Here is a 26,988-nt window from a genome sequence, read left to right on the forward strand (position 1 = left end):
GCCGCGGCCCGGAGCGCCGGTCCCGGCCGTCATCCGGCGCCGGCGGACAGGTAGCGGGGCGCGCTGAAGGCGGCGGTGAGCCGGGCGCCGGTGAGGTCCTGGGCGCAGACGCCGACGAAGGCGCCGGTGAAGCCCCAGCTGCTGTAGTGCCGGCCGTCGGCGTCGGCGACGGTGGCGTACTCGTCGGAGAGCCGGGCGGCGTCCAGCTCCGGCCCGACGGTGCGCCAGCGGGCGGTGCCGCGCGCGCGGTGCGCGAAACGGGCCCGGTCCCCGTCGACGGCCAGCCGCAGCTGCAGCGGCCCCGGGCCGACCGGCACCGGCTCGGCGGCCTCGTCGTAGCGGCCGAGGTCGCAGACGCCCAGGCGCAGCACCCGGCCGAGCCGCTCGTCGTGGCTGAGGTGCAGGTAGTGCCAGAGGCCGGTGTTGTAGAGGTGGACCAGGCCGGCCGCCTGCCGGGGCGAGACCGGGTCGAAGTCCAGGGTGGTCTCGAACTCGAAGGCGGCGTGCTGGCAGCGCCGGGCGAGCAGGCTCTGGCGGTGGCGGGAGGAGAGCGACTCGTCGCCGCGCAGCCGCAGCCGGCCCCGGTCCAGGGTGAGCCAGGACGGGTCGGCGTGGCGGCGGAGGGTCATCCAGGCGGGCCCGGGCCGGTCGCCGTCGCCGAAACCGTCGCCGGATCCGGAGCCGGAGGCCGGTCCGAAGCCCGAGGCCGGTCCGGGATCGGCGGGGCGGTGCGCGGGCGGGCGGGCGGCGGCGCTCGGCGCCGGGGTGCTGGTCGCGGGCGCGTTGCCGCCGTCGGCGAGCCGGGGCCAGCCGTCGGCGGTCCAGGCGATCCGCTGCAGCGCGGTCTCCCGGCCGAGGACGCACGGCCCGAGCGGGGAGAGCGGACGGGCCGTCAGGTGCGCCAGGTACCACTCGCCCTCGGGCGTCTCGACCAGGCTGCCGTGGCCGGCCTTCTGCAGGTCGAGCTCGGGGCGCCCGGCGGAGGTGAGCAGCGGCCCGGCCGGGTCGGGGTCGTACGGGCCGGCGGGGGTGCGGGAGCGGGCGACGGTGACCGCGTGGTTCCAGGAGGTGCCGCCCTCGGCGGTGACCAGGTAGTACCAGCCGTCCCGCCGGTACAGGTGCGGCCCTTCGGTGCAGCCCAGGCCGGTGCCGTCGAAGATCCGGTGGACCGGTCCGGTGACCCGGCGCCGGGCCCGGTCCCACTCCTGGAGCAGGATGCCGGCGAACGGGTCGGTGCCGGGCCGGTGGTCCCACTCCATCCACAGCAGCCAGCTGCGGCCGTCGCCGCCGGGCCCGTCGTCGTGGAACAGCGAGGGGTCGAAGCCGTGCCCGGGCAGCGGTACCGGGTCCGACCAGGGGCCGCGCGGATCGGTGGCGGTGACCACCATGTTGTGGACGTCCTTGTATGCGCCGGTGAGGCTCTTGACGTCCGAGTAGACCAGGTGGAACAGGCCGTCCGCCCAGCTCAGGCAGGGTGCCCAGACGCCGCCGGAGTCGGGGGCGCCGGTCAGGTCGAGCAGCCGCGGCTCGGCGAGCGCGCCGCCGGCCGGCTCCCAGTGCACCAGGTCGGTGGAGTGGTGCAGGGTGACGCCGGGCAGCCATTCGAAGGTGGAGGTGGCGATCCAGTAGTCGGTGCCGACCCGCAGGATCGACGGGTCGGGGTGGAAGCCCGGCAGCACCGGGTTGCCGATCACCGGGGCGGGCAGCGCCTCGCCGTCCGGTGTCGGCGGCAGGTCGGCGGTGCGGGCGGCGGCGGTCATGACGCTCCTTCGGAAGCGGTCGGGGGAGGGGGAGCGGAGGTCAGCCCTTGACGGCGCCGGCCATCACCCCGGCGACGATCCGGCGGGCCAGCACGGCGAACAGCAGCAGCACCGGCAGCACCGACACCACCACGCCGGCCAGCATCAGCGTGTAGTCGGTGTAGTAGCCCGCGGCGAGCTGGTTGAGCGCGATCTGCACGGTGCCGTTCTCCGGCGGCAGCGCGATCAGCGGCCAGAAGTAGTCGTTCCAGGCGAACATGAAGGTGAACATGCCGAGCACCGCGGCGGTGGAGCGCACCCCCGGCCAGGCGACGTACCAGAAGGAGCGCAGCGCCCCGGCGCCGTCCATCCGGGCGGCCTCGATCAGCTCGTCGGGGATGTTCTCCGCCATTGCCTGCCGCATCCAGAACACGCCGACCGCCGAGACCAGGGCCGGCACGATCAGCGCCGACAGCTTCCCGTACATCCCGAGGTCGGTGGTGAGCAGGTACAGCGGGATGATGCCGAGCTGGGTCGGCACCATCACGGTGGCGACCACCGCGACCAGCAGGACGTTGCGCCCAGGGAAGCGGAGCTTGGCGAAGGCGAAGCCGGCGAGCGAGGAGAGCAGCACGTTGCTGACGGCGGTGCAGGCCGCCACCGTCACCGAGTTGGCCAGCGCCTGCCAGAAGTCGACGGTGTCGAAGACCCGCCGGACGTTCTCCAGCAGGTGCCCGCCGGGCACCAGCGAGGGGGTGGCGCCGGAGAGCACCGAGTTGTCCCCGTGCGAGGCGACCACGAAGGTCCAGTACAGCGGGAAGACGGAGGCGAGGACGACGGCGGCGAGCAGCGCGTAGGCGAGCGGCCCGGCGCTGTCGTGGTGGCGCGGGCCGGTGGCGCGCTCGCGGCGCGCTCGCGCCGGGGCGGCGTCGGCGGGGCGGACGGGGGTCTCGGTGGCGGTGGCCATGGGGGTCTCCCGGGCGGGGGTCAGCGGCCGGAGCGGCGTACGAGCAGCGGTCAGCGGCCGGAGCGGCGCACGAGCAGGGCGTTGGCGGCGGCGATGACGGCGATCAGCAGGAACAGCACCCAGGAGATCGCCGAGGCGTAGCCCGCGTCGTTGTGGATGAAGCCGTACTTGTAGAGCATCAGCGTCAGGGTCTGGAACTGGTGCTCGGTGCCGCCCTCCGCGTTGCCGCCCTGGTCGAACAGCATCGGCTCGGCGAAGAGCTGCAGGCCGCCGATGGTGGAGATCACCACGGTGAACAGCACGGTCGGGCGGATCGCCGGCAGGGTGATCCGGCGCAGTGTCAGGAACCGGCCCGCGCCGTCGACCATCGCCGACTCGTACAGCTCGCGCGGGACGGCCTGCATCGCGGCCAGGTAGATCAGCGCGTTGTAGCCCGTCCAGCGCCACATCACCATGAAGGAGATCGCCAGGTGCGAACTCCAGCTGTCGGCCGTCCAGTCGATCGGGTCGGTGATCAGGCCGAGCTGCTCCAGCGCCCAGTTGACGATGCCGAAGTCGCGGCCGAACAGCTGCGAGAAGACCAGCGCGACCGCCACCACCGACACGTACTGCGGCACCAGCACCAGCGCCCGCCAGGTGGTGCGGGCCCGTAGCCGGCGGTCCAGCAGCCAGGCCACCGCGAGGGCGAGCAGCAGCTGCGGGGCGGTGGACAGGACGAAGATGCTGAGCGTGTTGAAGGTCGCCGTCCAGAAGTCCGGATCGGCGAACAGGTCACGGAAGTTGGCCAGGCCCGCGAAGCCCTCGTCGCCGCCGAGCCGGTCCCAGCGGTGCAGCGAGACCCAGCCGGTGTACAGCAGCGGGTAGAGGCCGAAGACGCCGAAGACCAGGAAGAACGGCGCGACGAAGCCGTAGGCGGGCAGGTGGCGCAGCGCCGTGCGGCGGCGCGGGGCGGGGGCGGTGGCCGCCATCGGGGCTCCTCGGGGTGGGGCGGCTGGATCCGGGGCGGCGCGGAAGCGGGGGAGGCGCCGCCCCGGACGGGGTGGGGCGGCGGGCCGGTGCGGGCCCGCCGCCGGGGCCGACGGAGGGTCAGGTCGACGGACCGTCGGGTCGATGGCTCGTCAGGTCGACGGGCCGCCGGGCCGGGTCAGTGCGCGAGGCCCTTCTTCGCCTCGTCCAGCGCTTTGGTCCACGCCTCGGCGGTGGTGGCCTTCTGCTGCTCGATCAGCTGCAGGGCGTTGCCGAACGGGATCCGGACCTCCTGGTCCTTGGTGCCGCGGAAGCTCGGCTTCAGCCCGGTCGCGGAGGCGGCGAAGATCTGGCCGGTCGGCGCGTCGCTGAAGTACGGCTGCTTGGTGCCCTGCACCGCCGGGTCCTGCAGCGGGCCCTGCAGCGAGGGCAGCGAGCCGGTCGGGCCCTGGAAGATCGCCTTCTCGGACGCGGCGGAGGTGAGGAAGGCGGCCAGCTCGGCGGCCTCCTTGGCGTGCTTGCTCTGCTTCGGGACGGTCAGGAACGAGCCGCCCCAGTTGCCGCCGCCGCCCGGCACCGCCGCGATGTCCCACTTGCCGGCCGACTCTGGGCCGGCCGCGGACTGGATCAGACCGGTCATCCAGGCCGGGCAGGTCATCGTCGCCATCTTCCCCTGCTTGATGCCGGCGTTCCACTGCTGGCTGAACGGCGCCAGGTTGGCCGACAGGCCGTGCTCGGCGGCCGCGCCGGCGGACTGGAAGAACTCCTTCACCTTGGGGTTGGTGTCGGCGACGTAGCTGTCGGAGGTGTCGAAGAAGCCGACCTCGGTCTGGTTCATCATCGCGCTGAACACGTTGCCCGCGGAGTCGAACCAGGCGTGGTCCGCCACCTTGGCGCGGAACGCGTCGCCGGTCTTGAAGTAGGCGTCCCAGGTGGGCCAGAGCTTGGCCACCTCGGCACGGTCGGTGGGCAGCCCGGCCTGCTGGAACAGGTCCTTGCGGTAGCAGATCGCCAGGCCGCCGACGTCCGTGCCGTAGCCGAGCACGAAGCCGTCGGCGGTGGTGCCCTGCGCCCACTTGTACGGCAGGTACTCGTCCTTGCGGGCCGCGGCGCCGTAGTCGGCGAGGTTGACGAACTTGTCCTTCACCTCGCGGAACTTGGGCAGGTAGCCCTCCTCGATCGCCACCACGTCGGCGGCGCCGCTGCCCGAGGACAGCTGGGTGGAGAGGCTGTTGTGGTGCTGGTCGAGCTGGGAGACCCGCTCCTTGACCGTCACGTTCGGGTGCGCCTTCTCGTACTCCGCGATCAGCGGCTTGTAGCCGAAGTCGCTGAAGGTGGCGACGGTCAGGGTGATCTTCCCGCCGGCCGCGTCGCCGGAGCCGCCCGAGGACGAGCAGCCGGTGACGGCCAGCGAGGCCGCGACCGCGGTGGCGGCGGCGAACGAGAGGGATCTGCGGGCACGGGACGGACCCATGACGAGCCTCCGAGGCGGGAGCGAAGAGGTGGGGGTGGGTGTGGCGCCGCGAAACAAAGTGCCGTTCCGCGAAACTCTGCGTCAAATGTTTCGAAGCAAGTTTCGAGATCTGGCCGTACAGATCAGCAGCTCATGGCCTGTTATGCCGACGTGACGTTTCGTCGGGTGGCCGATCGACCTGCTGAAACGTCCGAATGTTCGCGCAAGCGTTGACGCCGATGTTCGAAGCTCGCCAGCATTCGAGGCCCCACCCCCACCGGACAGGAGAAGACCTCCCGTGCGCACCGTCCGCAGAGTCCTACCGGCCGTCGTCGCCGCGCTCGCCGCCGCGACCGTCGCCCTCGGCATCCCCGCCACCCAGGCCCCCGCCACCGCCGCCGTCGCCGCGCGCAACCTGCCCGCCGACGGCCGGATCCTGCCGATCATGGGCCAGGACAGCGACACCCTCGCCGCCTACAAGGCCGACGTCCTCGACAGGCCCGGCCTGAACGCCCCCCGCCCCGGCGGCGTCACGCTCTACACCAACCTGGTCCTCGGCGGCAGCCCCGAACCGCTGGCCGGCATCGTCGCCCCCGCCGACTGGGGCGCCGGCCGGGTCGACTTCTCCTCCACCCTCGCCGCCTACCCGGGCTCCGCCCTCGCCGTCGGCCTCTACCTCTCCGACGCCACCACCGGCTGCAACAACCAGCCGCTGCGCGCCATCATCGGCCGCAACGACAGCGACGTCACCGCGGGCAGCCCCAACCTGATCAGCCAGTACCGCGCCAAGGTCGACCAGATGGTCACCGCGCTCAAGGGCTACAACCGGCCGGTCTACCTGCGGATCGGCTACGAGTTCGACGGCCCGTGGAACTGCTACAGCGCGGACTTCTACAAGCAGGCCTTCGCGTACATCAAGGGCCGCATCGACGCCCTCGGCGCGGCCAACGTCGCCACCGTCTGGCAGTCCGCCGCCTGGCCGCTCAACGCGAGCACCGACCACCCCGAGTGGAACTACGTGGTCACCGACCCCGCCCACTACGACACCTGGTACCCCGGTGACCAGTACGTCGACTGGGTCGCCCTCTCCGCCTTCTACACCTCCGGCTCGCTGGCCACCCAGTGGGGCTGCAGCCACTACGACACCGACCCCGGCGCGCTCCAGGACCGGGTGCTGAACTTCGCCCGCGGCCACGGCAAGCCCGTGATGATCGCCGAGTCCGCCCCGCAGGGCTACCAGACCGGCGCCCACACCAGGAGCTGCATCTTCCAGAAGAACAAGTCCGCCGCCACCGGCCAGGACATCTGGAACCAGTGGTACGCCCCGTACTTCGCCTGGATCCACCGCAACAGCGACGTCATCCGCGCCGCCGCGTACATCAACACCAACTGGGACAGCCAGACCCTGTGGCAGTGTGCCGACGGCGCCCAGGCGGGCGGCCCCGGCTGCTCCAACGGCTACTGGGGCGACTCCCGGGTCCAGGCGGACCCGACCGTCCTCGCCGACTACCTGGCCGAGCTGCGCGGTTCGTCCTGGGTCAACGGCACCGGCGGCGGCACCTCCAGCCCCTCGCCCAGCCCGTCCCCGTCCGTGTCCGCGTCCCCGTCCTCCCAGCCGTCGCCGTCCTCGTCGCCCTCGCCCAGCGGGAGCCAGGCCCCGTACACCCAGGGCCTCGCCACCGGTGGCACCTCGCAGCTCTGGTTCAGGCCGAACGGCTTCACCGCCACCTTCGTCACCGTCCACTACACGGTGAACGGCGGCGCCCAGGGCAACTACTTCCTCACCTGGAACGCCGGTACGGGCCGGTGGGAGCAGCCGCTCACCACCCGCCCCGGTGACCGGGTCACCTACTGGTTCGACTACCAGCCGAGCGGCCAGACCTACCAGGTCACCACACCGACCTGGACCGTCACGGCCTGAGGCACCGCCCGATCCGGTACCACCCGCCCGGGGGGGCCCCCCCCCCCCGGCCCGGCCGGGGGGGGGGGGCCCCCGCGGGCCGGGGGGGGGGGCGGGCGGGGGGGCGGGGGGGGGGGGGGGGGGCCCGCCGGGGCCGGGGCGCCGGCCCCCCCCCGCGCGGGACCCCCCCCCCGCCCGGCCCCCCCCCCGGGGGCCCGCCCGGGCGGTCGTCACCTGACGCCGAGCTGGTCCTTGATCGCCTTGTTCGCCGCGGCGACGGCGGGCGGCACCGGGTCGCCCTTCACCGCCTGGTGGATCAGGGTGTTGAACGGGCCCCAGATCGCGGACATCTGCGGGATCGAGGGCAGCGGCACCCCCGCGGCGGCCGCCTGCTCGAACGCGCCGACGTCGGGATCGCCCTGCCGGGCGTGGTCGAGCGCCTCCTTGAGCGCGGGCATCCGCGGCTCGGCCTTGAACAGGGCGTCGGCCAGTTCGAGGTTGCCGAGGGTGGAGAGCACGAACTCCTGCCCGAGGTCCTTGTTCTTGCCCTTGCTGGCGACGAAGAAGGACTGGACGCCGACGAAGGAGCGCGCGGGATCCTTGCCGGCGAAGCCCGGTACCGGGGAGATCGCGTACTTCATCCCCGCCGACCGCACGTCGGTCAGCCGCCACGGACCGGACACCAGGAACGGCGTCTTCCCGGACAGGAACGCGGCTGCCGAGCTGTCGGAGCTGTAGGAGTTGCGGAGCACGCCCGAGCCCTTCTCGCCGAGCGCCGCGATCTTCTCGAAGGCCGCGACCGAGCCGGGCTTGCCCACGCCCAGGTCGGACGGGTCGGAGTCGCCCCGGGAGTCGGAGCCGAACAGGTAGCCGCCGGCCGAGCTGAACAGCGGGTACATGTGGTACGTGTCGCCGGCCTGCCCGTCCGGGGAGCTGACGGTGTACCCGAGCGCCTGGGAGACCTTCCCCGCCTTGCGCAGGGCCTCGCCGGTGGCGACCAGGTCGTCGAAGGTGCGCGGCGCCTCCGGCACGAGGGCGGTGTTGCGGAACAGCACCAGGCTCTCCACCGCGTACGGGATCGCGTAGTACTTGCCCTGGTACGTCACCGCGCGGCGGGCCACGTCGACGTAGTCGCCGAGCCGGTTGTCGAGGACCTCGACCGGGTCGATCAGGTCGTTCTGCACCAGGTTGCCGATCCAGTCGTGGGCGCCGACCATCACGTCCGGCGCCCTCCCCGCCTTGGAGGCGTCGACGAACTCCTGCTGCTGGTTCTGCGGAATGCCGACCACCTCGGCCCGCACGCCCTTCTTGGCGGCGAAGGCCTCGGCGAACGGCCGCAGCACGTCGGCGCGCTTTTCGTCGGCCCAGATGGTCAGGGTGCGGTTCTTGGCGGCCGCGTCGCCCGCGCCGGCGCCGGTCGAACCGCAGGCGGACAGGCCGAGAGACAGACAGACGGCTCCGGCGAGGAGTGCGAGGTGTCTTCGCACGTGTTGGCTCCAGTCATGAGGGTGGGTGCCGCAGAAGCTAGCAACGGGCCAACCGCATGGCAACGTCTTGCTGAAAATTACAGCAATATTTCGAGCTGCTCTCCCCGGCGCTAGGGTGCTGCCATGACACTGCCCTCAACCGGCCGGCGCGTCCTGGTCAGCGGCGCCTCGCGGGGTCTCGGCCGCGCCGTCGCCCAGGCGTTCGCCGCCAACGGCGACCGGGTCGCCGTCCACTACGGCACCCGCGCCGACGAGGCCCGCGCCACCCTCGACTCGCTCCCCGGCGACGGCCACGCTCTCACCGGCGGCGACCTCGCCGACCCGGCCGGCGCGGCCGCCGTCGCCGACGCGGCCGCCGAGGCGCTCGGCGGGATCGACGTCCTGGTGAACAACGCGGCGGTGAACGTCCGCCACCCGCTCCCCGAGACGTCGTACGAGGAGTGGGTGGCCCTCTGGCGGCAGCACGTCGACGTCAACCTGCTCGCCACGGCCAACCTCAGCCACCTCGCCGCCCGCCGCATGATCGACCAGGGCACCGGCGGACGGATCGTCAACATCGGCTCCCGCGGCGCCTTCCGCGGCGAACCCGACCACCCCGCCTACGGCGCCACCAAGGCGGCGGTGCACGCGCTTGGCCAGTCGCTGGCCGTCTCCCTCGCCCCGCACGGCATCGCCGTCGCCTCGGTTGCACCCGGCTTCTTCGCCACCGAGCGGGTCGCCCCGCGCCTGGAGGGGCCCGAGGGCGCCGCGATCCGCGCCCAGAGCCCGTTCGACCGGGTCGCCACCGCGGAGGAGATCGCCGCCGCCGTGCTGTGGCTCGCCTCACCCGCCGCCGAGTGGTCCTCCGGCGCCGTCCTCGACCTCAACGGCGCCTCCCACCTGCGCACCTGACCGCCGGTGGCGGTCCGTGGGGCGGCCCGGTCCGGCTCCGCTCCGGCTGTCTCGCCAAGACCCGGCGGCGGAGACACAATGGCTGGTGGAAGCACATCCCACCCCCGCTGGACGGTCCCCTCATGGGCGCACCGGAAGTCCCGAACGGGGCGAGTGCGCTGCTACGGACGCGAGCGGCGGCACTGCTCGGGCAGACGACCTCGGCGATCGCCGGCCTCGACTCGGTCCGGCAGTCCCCGCTGCGGGAGCGGGTGCGGATCCGGCTCTCCACGCACCTCGGACGCTGCGGCGAGGAGGCGCGCGGCCTCCGGGAGGGCACACCGTCGGAGGGTCACCGGAGGAACAGCGGATCCGCCTCCACCGGCTCCGGGCCGAGCTGGACGACCTGTTCGAGGAGACGCTCGCGTCAGTCGAGGGCGCGGCCGCGCGCGACATCGGCATCGACCGGGCCGGAGGCGTTGCGGGGGCCGTGAGCGGGTGCGGGTGCGGAGGCGTTGCGGGGGCGGGTCCGATCGGGTGAAGCGACAATGGGACACGTGCGGCGGGAGGGCAGCGGCCGCGCCGTCCGTCAGCCGACGCAGTGCTGGAGCCGCCCGTGAGCCGTCGCCGTCCTTCGCACCCCGCGAGCGCGCACGAGCTGCTGGGCCGGCTCGGAAAGCTCACCGCGCAGGCGCTGGAGCACGTCGAGATGCAGCGCGCCCGGGTCGAGCTCGCCATGGCGCTGCAGCGCGAGCTGCTCCCCGCCGCGCTGCCGAGCCTGCCCGGGCTGCGGACCGCCGCCCGGTACGCGCCCGCGCGCCACGGCCTGGACATCGGCGGCGACTGGTACGACGGCTTCCGGCTCCCGGACGGGACGCTCGGGCTGACCATCGGCGACGTGCAGGGCCACGACGTCGAGGCGGCCGTGTTCATGGGCCAGGTCCGGATCGGCCTGCGGGCGCTGGCCACCGCCGCGAGCGACCCCGGCGAGGTGCTGAGCCGGACCAACGAACTGCTGCTGTCGCTGTCCGACGGCCTCTTCGCCACCTGCTGCTACCTGCGCTTCGACCCCGCCACCCGGGAGCTGTCGGCCGCCCGGGCCGGCCACATCCCGGCGATCTGGGCCACCGCCGACGGCCGCTCCGGCGTGGAGGACGTCGAGGAGGCCGAGGAGGTGGGGCTGCCGCTCGGCATCGAGCCCGGCGAGGAGTACCCGGTGACCCGGCGCCGCCTGGCTGGGACGGAAGCGGTCGTCCTGGTCACCGACGGCGTGGTCGAGGGGCCCTCGTTCCCGCTCGACGAGGGGTTGGACCAGGTCCTGCAGCGGGTGCGCGCCGGGGTCGGCACCGAGCCGGGCGAGCTGGCCGCCCGGGTGATCGAGATCGCCGACCTCACCGGGCACTCCGACGACGCCGCCGTCCTGGTGATCTGCCACGACGAACCGTGACGCCGCCGCCGGAGGGTGATCGTGCGGGTCCGGCGGGTCCGGCGGGCGTGTCACGGCCGGGTCCGGGCGGCGGCGTGCGGTCTGATGGCTGCTGTGCTGCGCAACGCGAAGGCCCGGACGGTCGCGGTCACCGGCCTGTCGATCCTCGGCGTCGCGCTCGTGTACTGGGCGGGAGGCAAGCTCGGCCTGCTCGCGCAGATCGAGGTCGGCGGCATCCGCGTCACCCCGCTGTGGCCTCCCACCGGCGTCGCCGTGGCCGCCCTGCTGCTGTTCGGCCTGCGGGTGTGGCCCGGGATCACGCTCGGCGCCCTCCTGGTCATCGCCGGATTCGGCGCCCTCACCCCCGCCTCCTTCGGCATCGCGGCGGGCAGCACGCTCGCCCCGGTCGTCGCCGCCCTGCTGCTCGCCCGGGTGGACTTCCGGGTCGAGCTCGACCGGCTGCGGGACGGCGTGGCCCTGGTCTTCCTGGGGGCGCTCGCCTCCACGGTGATCAGCGCGACCGTCGCCTGCCTCGTCCTGGTGGCCGACGACGCGCTGGACGTCGACCAGTTCTGGCCGGCCTGGACGGCCTGGTGGACCGGGGACGCGATGGGCGTGCTGGTCGTCGCACCGCTGCTGCTCGCGCTGCACGCCGCCCGGATGCCCCGCGACGTACCGCTGCACCGCTGGGCGGAGGCCCTCGCGCTCCTGGTGATCACCGGGGGTGTGGTCGTCGTGGCGACCCACAGCCCGCTCTCCCTGCTCTTCCTGGTCCTCCCGGTGGTGATGTGGGCGGCGCTGCGCTTCCAGCTGCTCGGCGCCGCGCCCTGCGCCCTGGTGGTGTCCGTCTTCGCCGTCCCCGCCGCCATCCACCACACCGGCCCGTTCGCCGGCCACAGCATCCTCGCCACCATGGTCGTCCTGCAGGCGCTCAACGGCGTCGCCGCCCTGACCGGCCTGCTGCTCGCCGCCGTCACCACCGAACGCGACAACACCCTGCGCACCATCGAGCAGGCCTGCGTCGCCCTCGCCGAGGTGGTGAACCGCCTCGCCCCGGGCGAGGCCAACCACTCCTGGCCACCCCCGGACAGCGACGGCCGGCACACCGACTGATCGCACCTTTGATCGCGCACCTCGCCGTCGGGATCGGGAACCGACCCGGGCCGGCCCGTCGTGTTCGACAATGACGGGTGAGAACCGCGATGTCGGCGGCCCGGACCCACCCGACGTACACCCACCCCCGCTCCGCCGACGGAGAGGGAGCACCGGTGAACATCCGCAGCACGGCCCACGCATCGGCAGCCCGCCGCCGCACCCCGCACAGGATCGCCCTGCCCCTCGCGGCGGCCATCGCACTCGCCACCGTCCTGGGGTGCGCCGGTGCCCCGCCCGAACCGCCCGCGCAGCCGTCCGCGCCGTCCGGGAACCCGCTCGACAACGTCGACACGGCCGGCAACGTCCTCGCCGTGAAGATCGACAACGTCGGCGCGCACGTCCAGGCGCTCCACCAGGGGCTCGCCCAGGCCGACATCGTCTACTGGATCGAGGTGGAGGGCGGCCAGTCCCGGTTCCTCGCCGTGTACGACGCCAACCACCTGCCCGCCCTGATCGGCCCCGTCCGCTCCGCCCGGGAGACCGACATCCCGCTGCTCCAGCAGTACGGGCGCGTCGACTTCGCCTACAGCGGCGCCATCAGCGGACTCCTCCCGCTCCTCGCCCGCGCCGACCTGCAGAACATCACCCCGGCCACCGACCCCGGCGTCTTCACCAACAACGGGGTCGACCCCACCTTCGTCGACCCGCACCGCATCCTCGCCGAACACCCGTCCGTGCCCGCCCGCTCCCCGGGCTTCGTCTTCGGCCCCGCGCCGGACGGCGGCAGCCCGCTCGCCGCCATGACCTGGCGCCTGCCGGCCGCGTCCATCGGAGCCCACTACAACGGCAGCACGTACGACGTCACCGTCGACGGCCGCCACGGCTGGACCGGCACCGCGACCGTCGTCGTCCAGCACGTCAGCATCGTCCCCGGGGCGTTCACCGACTTCAACGCCGGACACCCCGACAACGAGGTGTTCACCCGCACCGTCGGGTCCGGCGACGCCCAGGTGCTGCGCGACGGCAAGGTCTGGAACACCCACTGGAACCGGCCCGACCCCGCCGAGGGCACCGCCTTCACCCTGCCCGACGGCAGCGCCATGACCTTCGCCACCGGCCCGGTGCTCGTGGTCCTGGTGCCGTAGCACCGCGGCAGCAGGAACCACCCGCCCCGCCCGTCCGTCATCTCCACCGGGATCACACACAACTGACGCCCAGTCCGCTCAAACGGCCCGCCCGGCACCCGAGGAGATCCATGGCCCGCACCACCGTCGAATCGCTGGTCGGCAGCTACCACGAGCTGCTGGTCACGCTGCTGACCCACGGCCCCGCCGGCCGCCAGGGCACCGCCGCCGCCGCGGGCATCCAGGAAGTCATACCGCTCGCCGCCGCACTCGGCCCCGACGCCGACTGGCTCGCCGCCGCGAGCCACGGCACCCTCGCCGGCCTGGCCCTCGTCCGCGGGCAGGCGGACCTGGCGATCCAGCACCTCGACATCGCCGTGACAGCCGGATTCAACGACTGCGTCGCACTGCACACCGCCCACGTGCAACCGCTCCACCACGACCCCCGCTTCCAGGCCCTGTACCGGCGCATGCGGATCACCCAGGCCGACCTCGACGAGTTCTACTGGCTGCACCACGAGATGCAGACCATGGCACGCGCCGCCCAGGACATGGCCGTCGACAACATCGGCCGCCTCGACAGCGGCGTCTCCTCCCTCCCGAAGGCCCCCCTCCCCACCCACGAACCCCACACCGCCGGCGTCCTGGCCACCCGCCTCGAGCTCGCCGCCACCCAGACCGCACTCCAACAGGCCGTCATGAAGGCGGAGTTCCAGCGCAGCGCCGGCAACACCAGCCTCCACCTCATCGACGGCGGCTGGGACCACCCCCGCGCCCGCTACGACGCCTGGCACGCCGACGACCTCGACACCCGCAACTGGCAGGCCGCCCAGGCCCGCGCCTACGTCCCCCGCCCCGGCGCCGACACCACCCTCGTCCCCTGCCCACCCCTCGGCTCCATCCGCTACCCCGCCTGACCCGGGGGCGTCGGCCCCTGACGCGGAGTCAGCGAGGCGTGCGAGGATGCCGTGCCATGGGCGGGAGAACCGACAGCGACGAGGCGTACGTCCTCGACCTCTGCGACGAGCACCTCGGTGAAGCCGCGCTGCGGCAACACCGCTTCGACTGGCTGCGCGGCGACCCGGGCCCCGACGGACGCCGGGCCCGCCTGCCGGTCGACGGGTACTGGCGGCAGCACAAGCTGGTGGTGGAGTACCGCGAGCGCCAGCACGACGAGCCGGCCGTCCGGGCCCACAAGCTCCGGCTGGCGGTCATCCGCCCCGACGACCTCGACGCCGACGACTGGGGCCGCCTGCACCGCCGGAACCGGCCGGCGGACCTGGCGGCGATCGGCGCGCTTCTCGCGCCCGTGCTCCAGGTCTGGCACAGCGACGAGGACCGGGTGGTCGACGTGTTCCGCACCTGGCTCACCGGAGCCGGCTGGACGATCGTGCCGCCCACCGACCCGCACGCCGACCTCGAAGCCGTACGCAACGGCGAACGCGTCATCGCCGAAGCCAAAGGGCACACGAGCGACCCCGGCATCGGCGCCGACATCGCCTACGGGCAACTGCTGCGCCGGATGACGGCACCGGATGCGGGCGTGCGGTACGCCATCGTCGTCCCAACGTCCGCTGTCCGAGCCGCACTTCGCGTTCCGGAACCCGTCCGTGCCAGGCTGGGCATCACCGTCTACGAGGTGACGGTGGACGGAGCGGTCAACCGGCACGGGACGTGATCACCGGCCGGCCGTACTGACGAGAGGAGTCCTGATGGAGATCGTCGGCGTCGATGCCTGCGGCAAGCTGGGCTGGGTGGGCATCCGGCTGGTGGACGGCCGCTACGCGGGCAGTGTCGTGGACGTCAGGCTGGAAACCCTGATCGCCCGGACCCCGCAGGCCCGGGTCGTCGCGGTGGACATGCCGCTGGGACTCATGGGCGAGAAGTGGCGGGATGCGGACCACGGTGCGAAGGCCCTGCTCGGTGCTCGCCGCAGCAGTGTGTTCATGGTGGCGCCGGAGGCCGCGTGGAAGGAGGCCACCCACGCCGACGCGTCCGAGGTCTGTCGGCAGCTCACCGGAAGTGGGCTCAGCGCTCAGGCATGGGCCCTGCGGGACAAGCTGCTGGAGGCCCGCGCCTGCTGGACCGCCGATCCCGCGAGGGTCTTCGAGGTCCATCCCGAGGTGTCGTTCCTCGCCCTGGCGGGCAGGACGCCGCTGCTCTTCCCGAAGAAGACCTGGCGTGGCCAGATGCTCCGCCGGAGCCTGCTCGCCGATGCGGGCATCGACCTCCCCGGCGCGCTCGGCGAGGCCGACACGGTTCCGGTCGACGACGTCCTCGACGCTGCAGCCGCTGCCTGGTCCGCTCATCGCATTGCGACGGGAGCAAGCGATAGCGTTCCCGTCGTCCCCCAGCTGGACTCCGACGGGCGTGCCGTCGAGATCCGCTACTGACCCCGTACTGAGTTCGAGGACTTGCCCATGCCGGATGCTGTTGCTCTGGCCCTGGTCGCGCTGGCGGCCGCGGGCTGCGCCGTGGTGGCGACCCTGCTGATCTTCCGTCGGCGACCGCGCGGCCTCGTCAAGGCATTCGGCGACGAGAGCCGTCGGACGTCCCTTGCTCCCGTTGCCGACCCGCAGGTCCTGGTCGTGCCGGGCTTCAGCGACGACGAGATGTACGTGTTCGGTGCGCCCGAGCACCTGGATGCGTTCGGCACCACGGTGGTCGAGACGCCGGCGCAGCTCGGCTCATGGGCCACTCGCGCCAAGGCCGCCGTGGACGGGGTGCAGACGTACCAGCAGATGGTTGGGCGCCTCATGCTGGTCGACCCGGAGACGGCGGCTGCCGTCCGCGCGGGCCGCATGGCCAAGGACCGTGCCGGCGAGGTGCTCGCCGTCGTGCGGAACGGCAAGGGTCGGTTCGAGCATGTCACGCGGCTCAGAGAGGTCGGAAGCCTCGCCTCGGCGGCGGCCATGACGAACGCCCTCTCCGCGATGGCGCTCCAAGCTCAGCTCGATCGGATCGAGAAGCAGCTCACGACCGTCTCCGAGCAGATCGGAAGCGTCCAGCGGAAGCAGGTCCGCGAGTGGCATTCCGAGGCGCGCGCCGCCCAGCTCCAGCTCGCCGAGGTCTACCGGACGGCGAGGAGCGCCGGAACCCTCACAGGCATGAACTGGCGGCAGATCGAGTCGAGTGGGATCTTGCTCCGGAAGCACCGGCTCCACGACGTCGAACAACTCCGGGACGCCATCTCGGCGCTTGAGGAAGTCGCCCGCGACCAGACCCTGCGTGATCGTGAACGGAGTCTGACCGGCGCGGTCGACGCGATCGTCGCCGCCCGGGCAGCGCTCGAGGAGTCGTCCCGGTCCTGGGTCCAGTTCTCGGCCCTGAGACTGTGGCGGATGGCCCTGGTCGACGATCCCACGCTCGAGCCGTACCGGGCGGAACTGGCGGAGGACATCGCCCGCCAAGCCGAAACCCTCGACCCGCTGATCGAGCGGGCCAGGGCCGCGATCCGCCAGGTGGCGGACTTCCGGTGGTGGCACCGCGTCCGGAGCCCGCTCGTCGCTCGACGGCTCCCGGCCAAGGTCGAGGCCGCGGTGGCCGAGGTCACCGCAATCGACTGGACGCCGCTCCGCCTGGAACCGCCACGGCCCGCGATCGGGCCTCCGAGGGACAGCCCCGAGGGCCGGGACTCGGAGCACGCTCCCTGACGCCGGGGCCCGCGCGGGTGTTGCTCAGGCGGTGGTCGAGGTCGTTGCCTCGGCCGAGGGGGTGAGGACGGTCTTCAGGAGGGCGGCGTCGTGGTCGCGGAGCCAGTAGGTGTCCGGGCCGAACCGCAGGGCCGTGCGGTAGCCGAGGCGGGCCTGGGTGGCGTTCTGCTGGTTCTGGCCCGCGTGGAAGGTCGGGGTGGGCGGGACGATCGGGTGGATGCCCGTGTCCTTGCCGCGGCCGCGCCAGGCGAGGGCCGTCGTGCCGTCGGGGGTGCGCTGGAGCAGCAGGTAGCCGAGGGTCTGGCTGCCGTTGCGCACGCCGAAGGACAGCATGCACAGCCGGGTGCCGGCCGCGAGGCGGGCGGCGTCGCCCTCCGCGGTTCGGGTCCGGCCCAGGGCGGTGCCGGCGACGAGCTTGGCCGCCCAGCCCCGGTACACGGCCGAGGTCGGCTGGGCGCCCTCGACGCCGGGGTGGAAGGACTGCGGAAGCAGCGCCTTGATCAGTGCCTCCAGCAGGAACCAGAGGACGAAGCCCAGCAGGCCCAGGCCGGGGCCGCCGAGCGCCAGCCCGGTGAAGACCAGTGCCAGTGCCAGCGCTATCGACGCGATCAGGTGCACTGCCAGACGGACGTTCACGTGTGTTCCTCGCAGGGTTTGATCGAACGCGGATCGGTCGCGCAGACTGTAGCGCCCGGGGCCGGACTTGGCCGAGGTGTTTGTCGAGAGGCGTTGTCCGCATGGCCAGGAACTCCACTCCACCCGTCGCCCGTGTCCGCGGGGCCCTGCTGCAGCTGACCGGGGTGAGCCGCTCGTACGGCGACCGGGAGGTGCTGCACCCCGTCGACCTCGACCTGGCAGCGGGTGAGTGCGTGGCGCTGCTCGGGCACAACGGCTCCGGGAAGTCGACCCTGCTGCGGGTCGCGGCGGGCCGCGACCTGCCGACCACGGGGACGGTGCGGTTCGACGGTCTGGCGATGAACGAGAACGACCCCCGGATCCGGGCCCGGGTCGCGGTGGTCGGCGACACGGTCGCCTGCTACCCGGACCTGACGGTGCGTGAGCACCTGCTGCTGGTGGCCGTCGCGCACGGGGTCGCGGATGCCGCGGACTGGGTCGCGCAGGTGCTGGAGATGCGGGCGCTCACCGAGCGGGCCGACGCGCTGCCGTCGGCGCTCTCGTCGGGCCAGATGCAGGCCCTGCTGCTGGCGTGCGCGCTGGTCCGGCCGCGCGATCTGCTGCTGCTGGACGAGCCCGAGCAGCGGCTCGACCCGGAGGCGCGCCGGCGGCTCGCCGAGTTGCTGACGGCGGAGCTCGCCGACGGGGTGGCGGTGCTGCTGGTCACCCACCACACCGACCTCGCCCTGGAGGTCGCCGACCGGGTGGTGGTGCTGGAGGAGGGGCGGATCGTCAGGCAGGGTGCGCCCGCCGAGGTCCTCGCCGACGCCGCGTCGGCGGGTGCCCGGTGAGCCGGGTCGAGGTGGTGGCCGAAGCGGTGTCCGAGGACGCGGACGACTGGACGGCGGACGACGACTGGACCGACGAGGCTCTCGCGCTGCTGCGCGCCCTGCGCGCACCGCACCGGCGCAACCGGTTCAAGCAGGTCGCGTTCGCGCTCTACTGCACCGTGCTCATCCTGGTGATCTGGGGCGGCATCCCGAGTTTCGGCCTGTTCCTGCAGGCGTCGATGGGCGCCGACTACACCGGGCACGGCCCGGAGCTGCTGGCCGCCCTGCCCAGCGGCATCGCCGCGGTCGGGCTGGCGACCGTGCTGCTGGCCGTCCGCGACGGGCTGTGGCGGGGGCCGGTGGTGCCGCCGCGGGCCACCACCGACTGGCTGCTGGCGCATCCGGTCCGGCCCCGCCCGGTGCTGCGGCCGTGGTTCTGGCTGTCCTGCGGGCTGGCCCTCTTTCCCGGGCTGCTGATCGCGGTCGGCGGCATGGTGGCGCTGGGCCTGACCGTGCGGGTCGGCCTGCCGGCGGCGCTCGGCTGGTGCCTGGCCGGCGGGGCGTGCCTGCCGCTGCTGGGTGTCTGCGCGGGGCTGCTGGTGCAGCGCAGCCGGGCGGCTGCCCGCTGGGTGCGCAGGGTCACCCCGTACGTGACGGTGCTGGTCCTGCTGCTCGCGGTGCAGTGCGCGCTGGCGGTCGCGGGGCACCCGGTCCGCTGGCTGGAGCGGGTGGAGCTGTGGTCGGGCCCGTGGGGTTGGGCGGGGATCGCCGCGCTGGCCCCGACGCCCGCGGCCGTTCCGGGCGGTGCTTTTGCGGCCGTCCTGCTGGTGGTGCCGACGGTGGTCTGCCTGGTGTTCGCGGACCGGTCGGTCGCCGGGGTGTCGCTGCCCCTGCTGCGGGAGCGGGCCCGGACGGCGGCGGGGGTGCTGGCCGCGCTGCGGACGGTCGAACTGCGGGCCGCTCGGCTGGCCGTGGCCGGCGCGTCCGGCAGCGGCCGCCGACTGCGGGTCCGGCTGCCGGTGCCCCGGCAGGCCTGGCTGGTCGTGTACTGGCGGGACGCCCTCTCGCTGCTCCGCGCACCGGCGCGGCTCGGGCGCGCGGTGCTGCTGACCGTCCCGGCCGTGCTCTGCGCGGTGCTGGCGCACGGCACCCGGGGCCCGGTCTCCTGGGGTGTCACGGCGATCGCCCTGATCTTCGGCTATCTGGCCGTCGCCCAGCTGCTGGAGCCCGCCCGGATCGAGACCGACGACGTGCGCCGCGCGTCCTGGTCCCCGTACCCGTTCGCCGGTCTGATGCTGCGTCACGCGGTGGTGCCCACCGTGCTCGGCCTGGTCCTGGCGGCGGCGGGGTCGGTGGTGGTGCTCGCGTCCGGGGGAGGGGCGGCGGCCTGGGTCGCGCCCCTCGCCGTGCCGGCCCTGGTCGCGGCCGGGTTGGTGAACGCCTGCCGCGGGGCGGCCCGCCGCGACCTGCTGTACCGCTCGCAGGGGGCCGGCGGGAGCACCGGGCCGCTGGTGTTCGCCGCCTGGTACGCGGCCGGCCCGGCGGTCGCGGTGCTGGTGCTGGCCGTGCCGTTCTCGGCGGCGCTGCGCAGCGGGTCGGCGGGCGCCCTGGGCAACGCTGCGGCGGTCGGGGTGGCCCTGGCCGTCGTGCTGCTCCAGTGGGCGCTGGCCAGGGCGGGCAAGCTCCCTGCCCAGGCCCGTCCGGGCACGGTGGGCCGGGCGTAGCGTCCGGGGAGACGGCGGGGGAGTCTCAGCCGACGGCCGTGAGGGAGTCGACGAGGATGCCGAGCCCCTCCGTCGCCTCGTCCTCGGTGAGGGTCAGCGGGGGAGCCATCCGCAGGGTGTTGCCGTGCAGCCCGCCCTTGCCGATGAGCAGGCCGCGTTGCCGCGCCTCCTCCAGTACCCGGGCGGCCAGCGCCGGGCTCGGCGCCCCGCCGTCCGGGTCCACCAGGTCGACGGCGAACATCAGCCCCCTGCCGCGGACCTCGCCCACCACCGGGAGCCCCTCGACGGCGGTCCGCAGGCCGTCGATCAGCAGGCGGCCGAGCCGGCGCGCGTTGGCCTGCAGGTCGTGCGCGAGCAGGTAGTCGAGGGTCGCCCTCGCGGCGGCCGTCGCGATCGGGTTGCCGCCGAAGGTGGAGATGCCGTTGGCCGGGAGGGCGTCCATCAGCGCGCCGTCCGCGACGACGCCGCCGATCGCGAAGCCGTTCCCGAGGCCCTTCGCGAAGGTGAGGACGTCGGGGGTCACGCCGTGCGCCTGGAAGCCCCAGAAGTGCTCGCCGGTACGGCCCCAACCGGTCTGCACCTCGTCGGAGACCAGCAGGATCCCGTGCTCGTCGAGGATCTCCCGGTACCGCGCGAGGAGCCCGTCGGGCGCGGCGGTGAAGCCGCCCACCCCCTGGACCGGCTCCGCGATCAGACACGCCACGTCGGTGGCGGTGGCCGTGGCGAGGACCTGCCGCAGGTCGTCCGCGCAGAAGGCCAGGAACTCCTCGTCCGACAGGTGCGGGAAGCGGTCGCGGTCGGTGCCGTGCAGGTAGTGCACGTTGACGGGCGACAGCGAGGAGTTCTTCCAGCCCCGGTTGCCGGTGACGGCCATCGCCCCGTACGAGCGCCCGTGGTAGCTGTTGCGCAGGGCGAGCACCTGGTCGGAGCGGCGCGCGTTGGTGGCCAGCAGCAGCGCGGTCTCGTTGGCCTCCGTCCCGGAGTTGGTGAAGAACACCTTGGCGTCCGCGATGCCCGACAGCCCGGCGATCCGCTCGGCCAACTCCACCTGGGAGCGGATCAGGTACAGCGTGGAGGTGTGCGCCACCCCGGTGCGCAGCTGCCGCTCCACGGCCTCGCGGACCTCGGGCACGTCGTAGCCGAGCATGCTGGTGAGGATCCCGGCGAAGAAGTCGAGGTACGTGCGGCCCTCGGAGTCCGTGACGCGGCGGCCCCGCCCGCTCACGATCTCGATCGGCTGCTCGTAGTAGAGCGACAGCCACGACGGCATGACCGCACGGTGGCGGCCGAGCAGGTTCGACATGCGGGGCACTCACTTCCGCGCGGACGCTTTCCGGCACGCTACCCCGCGGCGGCCCGCCCGCCCGCGAGGCGCGGCCGACGCCGCCCGCGCCCCGGTGGGGTTGAGCAGGTCGGGTGACCGGTCGGTCCGCTGACCTGGTGCATCCTCGGGAGCGCCCGTTTGGCGGTCTTACCAGCCGATGGATTGGGGGACCGTCGTGCACTGGACGGCGGAGGTTCCGCCGGTCCTGCCATGTACGAGGAGCACCAATGTCAGCTCGGATCAGTAGGGCGGCCTGCGCGGCCGCGGCGATCGCGACCGGGATGCTCGGCGCGACGGCCACGCTCGCGGGCCCCGCGTACGCCGACGGCTCGTCCTCCCCCTTCTCGGGCCGCACCGAGGGCGGCAGTCTCGTGGTCAAGAGCGGGGACATCGTCGCCTGCGAAGGCGTCGGCAAGGTCGTGGTGGCCATCACCGAGGGCGGCAAGATCCTCAGCACCGACGGCCCCGGCACGAAGTTCACCACGCCGGCCGGCGCCCAGTTCGAGACCCTGGCCGACGAGTCGGTGAAGGTGAGTTTCCAGGGAGCCCACGCGGTGGTCAGCTGCCCCGCGGACGAGGTTCCCACCACCACCGCCTTCGTGCCGAAGTCCTCGCTGGCCGGCACCGGCGGTTCGGTGACGGGGGTGAACACCGCGGCCACCGCGGCCGGTGGCGCGCTGGTCGCGGTCGGACTGGCGGGCGGCGTCGTCGTGCTGCGCCGCCGTTCGGCCGGCAGCAGGGCGTGACGCGAAGGATCGGGCAACGGTCCGGCCGGCGTGCGCTGCTCGGGGGAGCGCCGTCGGCCGGTCGGACCGGGCGCGGGCGGCTCGGGACGCACGTCGCGCTCGTCGTGGCGGTCGCCGTCGTCGGCAGCGGGGCCGGGCTGATCCGCGCCGGTACCCGGACCTCGGCTCCGCCGCGGCCGGCCGCGGCGGACGCCTGGCCGAGCGCGTCGGCCGGCACGTCCCGGGAGCCGGCCGCGACGGCACCCGCCGCGGTCGGGATGGGGTTCTCGAAGCCCGTCCGCATCCGCATCCCGAGCATCGGCGTCGACGCGCCGGTCACCGAGGTCGAAGTGGACGCGGCCGGGAACCTGCCGGCACCGTCGGCGGACGACCGGAACCTCGCCGGCTGGTACCGGCAGAGCGCGGCCCCGGGCACCGTCGGAAACGCGGTCATCGACGGCCACGTGGACACGGCCGGAGGCCCGGCCGTCTTCTACGGCCTGGGCGTCCTGCACCGGGGCGACACCGTCGCCATCGTCCGGGCCGACCGGAGCACCGCCGAGTTCACCGTCGACGCCGTCGAGGTCTACCCGAAGGACGCCGTGCCCGGCGACCAGGTGTACGGCGACGCGGACCGGCCCCAACTGCGCCTGATCACCTGCGGCGGCACCTACACCAAGGGCACCGGCTACCAGGGAAGCGTGGTCGTCTACGCCCACTTCAGCAGGGCGGTACCGGCCTGACCGGCCGGGTCCGGACCCGTCGGCGCCGCGTGGCTGCCGGTGATCGACGGGAATAGCCTGGCAGCCAGGACGACGCAGTCTGCGGGGGCCGGCACCGGCCCTGAACGGCGGAAGGTGATGGTCGTGAACAGTTCCGAGAATCCGAAGGCCCAGCCCGCACGTGCCGGCGCCGGTCAGGAGCCGGAGCCGAGCGTGGGGGCCGTTCCCGCGGAGCGACCGGAGTTCCACGCCTACCACCACCCGGCTGCCGGCTGGGGCGCGGCGAAGAGCGTCACGAGGTTCCTGATGCGCGAGGGCGAGTACGTCGACGGGCCGCGCGCGATCATGAAGATGAACCACGAGAACGGCGGCTTCGACTGTCCCGGGTGCGCCTGGCCGGACGACATCAAGGGGCTCAAGCTCGACCTCTGCGAGAACGGCATCAAGCACGTCACCTGGGAGATGACCCGCAAACGCGTGGACCGCGCGTTCTTCGCCGCCCACTCGGTGACGCAGCTGGACGGGTGGAGCGAATTCGCGCTGGAGGACCAGGGCCGGCTGACCGAGCCCATGGTCTACGACCCGGCGAGCGACCACTACGTCCCGATCAGCTGGAAGGACGCCTTCGAGCTCGTGGGCCGGAGCCTCCGGGAGCTGGACGACCCGAACCAGGCCGCCTTCTACACCTCCGGCCGCCTGGGCAACGAGGCCACCTTCCTCTACCAGCTCATGGCCCGCGAGCTCGGCACCAACAACCTGCCCGACTGCTCCAACATGTGCCACGAGGCCAGCGGCCGCGCCCTGCAGGCCTCGCTCGGCACCGGCAAGGGCACCGTGGACCTCAAGGACTGGGAGACCACGGACGCACTGTTCATCCTCGGCGTCAACGCCGCCTCCAACGCGCCCCGGATGCTCACCGCGCTCGCCGAGGCCCACAAGCGCGGCGCACAGATCGTCCACATCAACCCGCTGGTCGAGGCCGCCGCCCGGCGCACCATCATCCCGCACGACTTCCTCGACATGGCGCTGAACAAGTCGACGCGGACCAGCACGCTGAACATCCAGCCACGGATCGGCGGCGACATGGCCCTGCTGCGCGGCATGGCCAAGGCGATCCTGGAGCAGTCCCGGCACGACCCCAAGGCGCTGGACCAGCTCTTCGTCGACCGGTACACCAGCGGCTTCGACGAGTACCGGGCGGTGTGCGAGGCGACGCCGTGGGAGGAGATCGAGCACCAGTCCGGTGTGGACCGCGCACAGATCCTGAAGGCCGCCCAGGTCTACCGGGACGCGGACCGCAGCATCGTCAGCTGGTGCCTGGGCGTCACCCAGCACGAGCACGGCGTCGACACCGTCCGCGAGATCGTCAACCTGCTGCTCCTGCGCGGCAACCTGGGCCGCGAGGGGGCCGGACCCTCACCGGTGCGCGGGCACAGCAACGTCCAGGGCAACCGCACCTGCGGCATCGACCACCGGCCCACCGAGGCGTTCCTGGCGCGGCTCGACGAGGCTTGCGGGATCGACTCGCCGCGTGCGCACGGCAAGGACACCGTCGCGACGATCGAGGCCATGCACCGCGGCGAGATCAAGGTCTTCGTCGGCATGGGCGGGAACTTCGCCCTCGCCGCGCCCGACACCCCCTACACCTACGCGGGTCTGCGCAACTGCGAGCTGACCGTGCACGTCAGCACCAAGCTGAACCGCAGTCACCTCGTGCACGGCCGCCGGGCGCTGATCCTGCCCTGCCTCGGCCGCACCGAGAAGGACGTGCAGCGCGCGGGCGAGCAGAGCACCTCGGTCGAGGACTCGATGAGCATGGTGCACCTGTCCCGCGGCATGAAGCGGCCCGCCTCCCCGCACCTGCTCTCCGAGCCGGCCGTCATCGCGGGCCTGGCGCGCGCCGCGCTGCCGGACAGCGACACACCGTGGGAGTGGTACGTGGAGGACTACGACCGGATCCGCGACACCATGGCCCAAGTGCTCGACGGCTTCGAGGACTTCAACCGGCGGGTCCGGCTGCCGCTGGGCTTCCGCATCAAGCAGCCCGCCCGCGAACTGGTCTTCCTCACCCCGTCCGGGCGCGCCGAGTTCTCCGCCGCGCCGCTGCCCGACATCGTCCCCGCCCCCGGCACGCTCGCGCTCGGCACGATGCGCAGCCACGACCAGTGGAACACCACGATCTACTCCGACAACGACCGCTACCGCGGCATCAAGAACCTGCGCACCCTGGTCTTCATGAACCCCGACGACCTGCGTGAGCGCGGCATCACCGAGTTCGACCCCGTCGACATCACCGCCACCGCCCGCGACGGCTCCACCCGCTCCGTCCACGGCTACCTCGCGGTGCCCTACGACATCCCGCGCGGCTGCGCGGCGGGCTACATGCCGGAGATGAACGTGCTCTGCGCGATCGGCGACTACAGCACGCAGAGCGACCAGCCGATCATGAAGCACCTCAAGGTGACCGTGGTCCGCTCCGGGGCGATCTCCGTGCTGCCGGACCGTGCGGAGCCCGCCCGGTCGGCGTGACGGACGGTTGCGCGGGGAAGGCGTCGGCTCAGCCGCCGTGGAGGAGACGGTCCAGCAGCAGGTAGGCGCGCTCCTCCTCGGCGGCCAGCACGGCCGGGTCGACGCCCGCCTCCCACAGCTCGCCCGCCGCCGCGTCGTCGGCCTCGCGCAGCTCCACCACGGCGGCCGCCAGCCGTACTTGGACGTTCTGTAGGGCAGGGCCGGGGCCGGCCCGTTCCCCCAGTACCCGTTCGGTCGCGTCGGCTGCCCCGGTGCAGGCGGCGAGCGCCCGGTCCACTCGTACGGCGGCCCGGTCGTGGACCACCAGCAGCGCGCACAACAGACCGACGCCGATGCCCAGCAGACTGCCCAGCGCGCGGTCCAGGACCAGTTCCCCGGTGGAGACCGGCGCAGTCAGCTCGCTCATCAGCAGCGCCAGCGGCGTCACGAAGACGACCCCCAGCGCGTAGTTGCGCACGACGAAGTACTCCAGCAGGAACTCCAACACCACGATCACCACCGCGAGGACCGTCGGTCCCGGCCCCGCCGCCAGCACCGCGACGGCGATCAGCAGACCGGCGAGCGTGCCCACCGTCCGCTGCACGGCCCGCTGGGTGGTGGTGCGGACGCTGACGGAGTGGAGCACGGCGGCCGCCGAGATCGCCGCCCAGTAGCCGTGGCCGAGGCCCAGTGCCAGGGCCAGCGCGCCGGCCGCACCGGTGCCGAGCGTCATCCGCAGTGCCGGGACGGCGAAGACGGCCAGGCGACGGGTGCGCTCGGACCCCCGACCGCCCAGGAGTTCCGCCGCGCGACGGCTGGTGCTCTCGAAGGGGGACGGGGGAACCCGCACGCCGCGGCCGGCCCCGCCCGTCGCGGCTGTCGCCGAGGCCGTCGTCGAGGCCACCGACAGCTCGGCCAGGAGCACCGGCGACCTGCGGCGCCCGTCGACCAGCAGACGGACCTGCGATCGCAGACGCCGGGACAGCGCCGCCGGGTCGCCCGGCGGCCGGCGCGCCGAGCGGATCAGCAGCGACCAGGACAGGTCCGTCAGACGCAGGCACACCCCGCCGCGCGCACCCCGCTCCCCGGCCGTCGGCGGGTGCACCCCCAGCGCGCCGTACGCGCGCAGTACCGCGGCAGTCGCCCCGTGTCGTGCGCGTGCGTGGGCGTGGGCCGGGGCGCCCGGACCGGTCTCCATCAGCTCGGCGAGCGCGCGCAGGGCGGCGGCGACCACCAGGCGCTGCGGCCGCTCGGGGTGCCACAGCCAACCGGTGAGGGACAGCGCCCACGCCGAGGCCGCACCCGCAGCGGCGACCGCGGTCTGCAGGGGGACGTCCGTGCCGGTGGGGGCGCCGTTCGCGGCGACCGCGAACGAGAACAGGAGCAGCACGGCGCCCAGACCGCTCAGCCGCGCGGCGTCACAGACGAACTTCGCCGTCCCCGCGACGACCGCCGTGGCGGCGACGACCACGACGGCGCCCCAGCCGCCGGACCGGGGAGCGGCCCAGACGGCGAGGGCCGACCCGCAACCGACCGCCGCCGTCATGGCCACGGCCACCAGGGCCAGCACCCACACGCGCCGCCGGTAGGGCAGATTGCGCCCGAACGTCGTCGTGAAAGCCCCCAGCATGGCGTAGACGGCCAGCTTCGGATGCCCGGCCAGCGCGATCGGCAGGGCAGGCAGGGCCATCGCCAGTGCCGCCCGGACGGCGAACCCCAGCGCGCCGTCCACCGGGGTCAGTACGAGAGCGCCCCGCGGGGACAGCACCTGCGCGACGCCCGTCGTCGACAGCCGCCGAGGTCCGGAAGGCGTGGCGGACGGCGAAGGCCGTGGATTGGGCATACCCGGTGTATACCAGG

22 protein-coding genes are annotated in these 26,988 nt (G+C 73.5%); 14 read left to right on the forward strand and 8 right to left on the reverse strand.

The window, feature by feature from the left end; genetic code table 11:
• Positions 1-29: 29 nt before the first annotated feature.
• From ACGFX4_RS19295 to ACGFX4_RS19310, 4 genes are all read right to left on the reverse strand, one after another.
• A complete protein-coding gene (locus tag ACGFX4_RS19295; protein WP_393075569.1) occupies positions 30-1,760 on the reverse strand; it encodes a glycoside hydrolase family 43 protein in 1,731 nt (576 codons plus the stop codon).
• A 40-nt stretch (positions 1,761-1,800) separates the two neighbouring features.
• Positions 1,801-2,706, reverse strand: coding sequence for a carbohydrate ABC transporter permease (locus ACGFX4_RS19300; protein ID WP_393075572.1), 906 nt, complete (start codon positions 2,704-2,706; stop codon positions 1,801-1,803).
• Positions 2,707-2,756: 50 nt separating this feature from the next.
• On the reverse strand, positions 2,757-3,674 hold the full coding sequence (locus tag ACGFX4_RS19305; protein ID WP_393075575.1) for a carbohydrate ABC transporter permease: 918 nt from the start codon (positions 3,672-3,674) through the stop codon (positions 2,757-2,759).
• A gap of 176 nt (positions 3,675-3,850) precedes the next feature.
• Positions 3,851-5,146, reverse strand: a complete 1,296-nt coding sequence (locus ACGFX4_RS19310) for an extracellular solute-binding protein (RefSeq protein WP_393075578.1) — start codon at positions 5,144-5,146, stop codon at positions 3,851-3,853.
• 277 nt (positions 5,147-5,423) lie between these two features.
• Between ACGFX4_RS19310 and ACGFX4_RS19315 the strand changes: the two genes are divergently transcribed.
• Complete coding sequence (locus ACGFX4_RS19315; RefSeq protein WP_393075581.1) at positions 5,424-7,046, forward strand: endo-1,3-beta-xylanase; 1,623 nt, start codon at positions 5,424-5,426, stop codon at positions 7,044-7,046.
• A gap of 209 nt (positions 7,047-7,255) precedes the next feature.
• Here the strand turns inward: ACGFX4_RS19315 and ACGFX4_RS19320 are convergent, their stop codons facing one another.
• Positions 7,256-8,512, reverse strand: a complete 1,257-nt coding sequence (locus ACGFX4_RS19320) for an extracellular solute-binding protein (protein ID WP_393075584.1) — start codon at positions 8,510-8,512, stop codon at positions 7,256-7,258.
• Between the two features lie 123 nt (positions 8,513-8,635).
• Here ACGFX4_RS19320 and ACGFX4_RS19325 point away from each other — a divergent pair, with 123 nt between their 5' ends.
• The 8 genes from ACGFX4_RS19325 (at position 8,636) to ACGFX4_RS19360 (ending at position 16,680) form a co-directional block, all read left to right on the forward strand.
• Entirely contained in the window at positions 8,636-9,403 is a 768-nt protein-coding gene (locus ACGFX4_RS19325; protein ID WP_393075587.1) for an SDR family NAD(P)-dependent oxidoreductase, read from the forward strand.
• A gap of 595 nt (positions 9,404-9,998) precedes the next feature.
• Positions 9,999-10,829 (forward strand): PP2C family protein-serine/threonine phosphatase, encoded by an 831-nt coding sequence (locus ACGFX4_RS19330; protein ID WP_393075590.1) that lies wholly within the window; start codon positions 9,999-10,001, stop codon positions 10,827-10,829.
• 84 nt (positions 10,830-10,913) lie between these two features.
• On the forward strand, positions 10,914-11,921 hold the full coding sequence (locus tag ACGFX4_RS19335) for an MASE1 domain-containing protein (RefSeq protein ID WP_393075593.1): 1,008 nt from the start codon (positions 10,914-10,916) through the stop codon (positions 11,919-11,921).
• 155 nt (positions 11,922-12,076) lie between these two features.
• Positions 12,077-13,048: a DUF3048 domain-containing protein gene (locus ACGFX4_RS19340; RefSeq protein WP_393075595.1), complete on the forward strand. Its 972-nt coding sequence runs from the start codon at positions 12,077-12,079 to the stop codon at positions 13,046-13,048.
• A gap of 110 nt (positions 13,049-13,158) precedes the next feature.
• Positions 13,159-13,944 (forward strand): hypothetical protein, encoded by a 786-nt coding sequence (locus ACGFX4_RS19345; protein WP_393075598.1) that lies wholly within the window; start codon positions 13,159-13,161, stop codon positions 13,942-13,944.
• A 56-nt stretch (positions 13,945-14,000) separates the two neighbouring features.
• Positions 14,001-14,705: a hypothetical protein gene (locus tag ACGFX4_RS19350; protein WP_393075601.1), complete on the forward strand. Its 705-nt coding sequence runs from the start codon at positions 14,001-14,003 to the stop codon at positions 14,703-14,705.
• 34 nt (positions 14,706-14,739) lie between these two features.
• On the forward strand, positions 14,740-15,420 hold the full coding sequence (locus ACGFX4_RS19355) for a DUF429 domain-containing protein (RefSeq protein WP_393075604.1): 681 nt from the start codon (positions 14,740-14,742) through the stop codon (positions 15,418-15,420).
• A gap of 27 nt (positions 15,421-15,447) precedes the next feature.
• Positions 15,448-16,680, forward strand: a complete 1,233-nt coding sequence (locus ACGFX4_RS19360; protein ID WP_393075607.1) for a hypothetical protein — start codon at positions 15,448-15,450, stop codon at positions 16,678-16,680.
• Positions 16,681-16,704: 24 nt separating this feature from the next.
• Here the strand turns inward: ACGFX4_RS19360 and ACGFX4_RS19365 are convergent, their stop codons facing one another.
• Complete coding sequence (locus tag ACGFX4_RS19365) at positions 16,705-17,316, reverse strand: hypothetical protein (protein WP_393075610.1); 612 nt, start codon at positions 17,314-17,316, stop codon at positions 16,705-16,707.
• 101 nt (positions 17,317-17,417) lie between these two features.
• Between ACGFX4_RS19365 and ACGFX4_RS19370 the strand changes: the two genes are divergently transcribed.
• Positions 17,418-18,146, forward strand: a complete 729-nt coding sequence (locus ACGFX4_RS19370; protein WP_393075612.1) for an ABC transporter ATP-binding protein — start codon at positions 17,418-17,420, stop codon at positions 18,144-18,146.
• Positions 18,143-19,849, forward strand: coding sequence for a hypothetical protein (locus ACGFX4_RS19375; RefSeq protein ID WP_393075615.1), 1,707 nt, complete (start codon positions 18,143-18,145; stop codon positions 19,847-19,849). Before ACGFX4_RS19370 ends, ACGFX4_RS19375 begins: the two co-directional genes overlap by 4 nt.
• Before the next feature lie 25 nt (positions 19,850-19,874).
• Here ACGFX4_RS19375 and ACGFX4_RS19380 read toward each other — a convergent pair whose 3' ends face one another.
• Positions 19,875-21,119 (reverse strand): aspartate aminotransferase family protein, encoded by a 1,245-nt coding sequence (locus tag ACGFX4_RS19380; protein WP_393075618.1) that lies wholly within the window; start codon positions 21,117-21,119, stop codon positions 19,875-19,877.
• Between the two features lie 281 nt (positions 21,120-21,400).
• Between ACGFX4_RS19380 and ACGFX4_RS19385 the strand changes: the two genes are divergently transcribed.
• From ACGFX4_RS19385 to ACGFX4_RS19395, 3 genes are all read left to right on the forward strand, one after another.
• Positions 21,401-21,919, forward strand: coding sequence for a hypothetical protein (locus ACGFX4_RS19385; RefSeq protein ID WP_393075621.1), 519 nt, complete (start codon positions 21,401-21,403; stop codon positions 21,917-21,919).
• Between the two features lie 104 nt (positions 21,920-22,023).
• Positions 22,024-22,641 carry a class F sortase gene (locus ACGFX4_RS19390; RefSeq protein WP_393075624.1) on the forward strand — a complete coding sequence of 206 codons (618 nt, stop codon included), beginning with the start codon at positions 22,024-22,026 and terminating at the stop codon, positions 22,639-22,641.
• 192 nt (positions 22,642-22,833) lie between these two features.
• Complete coding sequence (locus ACGFX4_RS19395; RefSeq protein WP_393075699.1) at positions 22,834-25,149, forward strand: FdhF/YdeP family oxidoreductase; 2,316 nt, start codon at positions 22,834-22,836, stop codon at positions 25,147-25,149.
• A 28-nt stretch (positions 25,150-25,177) separates the two neighbouring features.
• On the opposite strand, the gene ACGFX4_RS19400 is transcribed toward ACGFX4_RS19395, so the two are convergent.
• Positions 25,178-26,971, reverse strand: a complete 1,794-nt coding sequence (locus ACGFX4_RS19400; protein WP_393075626.1) for an FUSC family protein — start codon at positions 26,969-26,971, stop codon at positions 25,178-25,180.
• Positions 26,972-26,988 lie beyond the last annotated feature (17 nt).

It is taken from the genome of Kitasatospora sp. NPDC048365, from assembly GCF_043200835.1.
In the GTDB taxonomy this organism is placed as follows: domain Bacteria; phylum Actinomycetota; class Actinomycetes; order Streptomycetales; family Streptomycetaceae; genus Kitasatospora; species Kitasatospora terrestris.